1 pseudogene is annotated in these 234 nt (G+C 67.5%); it reads right to left on the reverse strand.

Annotated features, from left to right (window positions below):
* Nucleotides 1-2: 2 nt before the first annotated feature.
* A pseudogene (locus R0J88_RS23655) lies at nucleotides 3-234 on the reverse strand (hypothetical protein); the annotation flags it as partial.

The following is a 234-nucleotide window of genomic DNA, read 5'->3' on the forward strand; positions in this document are numbered from 1 at the left end:
GTTCAGGCCGCGTCGGCGGCAAGCGTGGCGGATGACGTACTGGGTGACGTAGCGGTCGCGGCAGGCGCCTGACCCGCCGCCGAGGCATCACCGCCGGCACTGCGTTCGGCCTCGAGCTGCTGACAGAGACTGGCGAGAATCGCTCCGGCGTCACCGATCACCGAAAGATCGGCACGCTTGACCATGTCACAGCCGCCATCGGTGTTGATGGCCACCACCTTGTCGCAGCGCTGG

It is taken from the genome of Pseudoalteromonas sp. SIMBA_162 (assembly GCF_046535955.1).
Classification (GTDB): domain Bacteria; phylum Pseudomonadota; class Gammaproteobacteria; order Enterobacterales; family Alteromonadaceae; genus Pseudoalteromonas; species Pseudoalteromonas marina.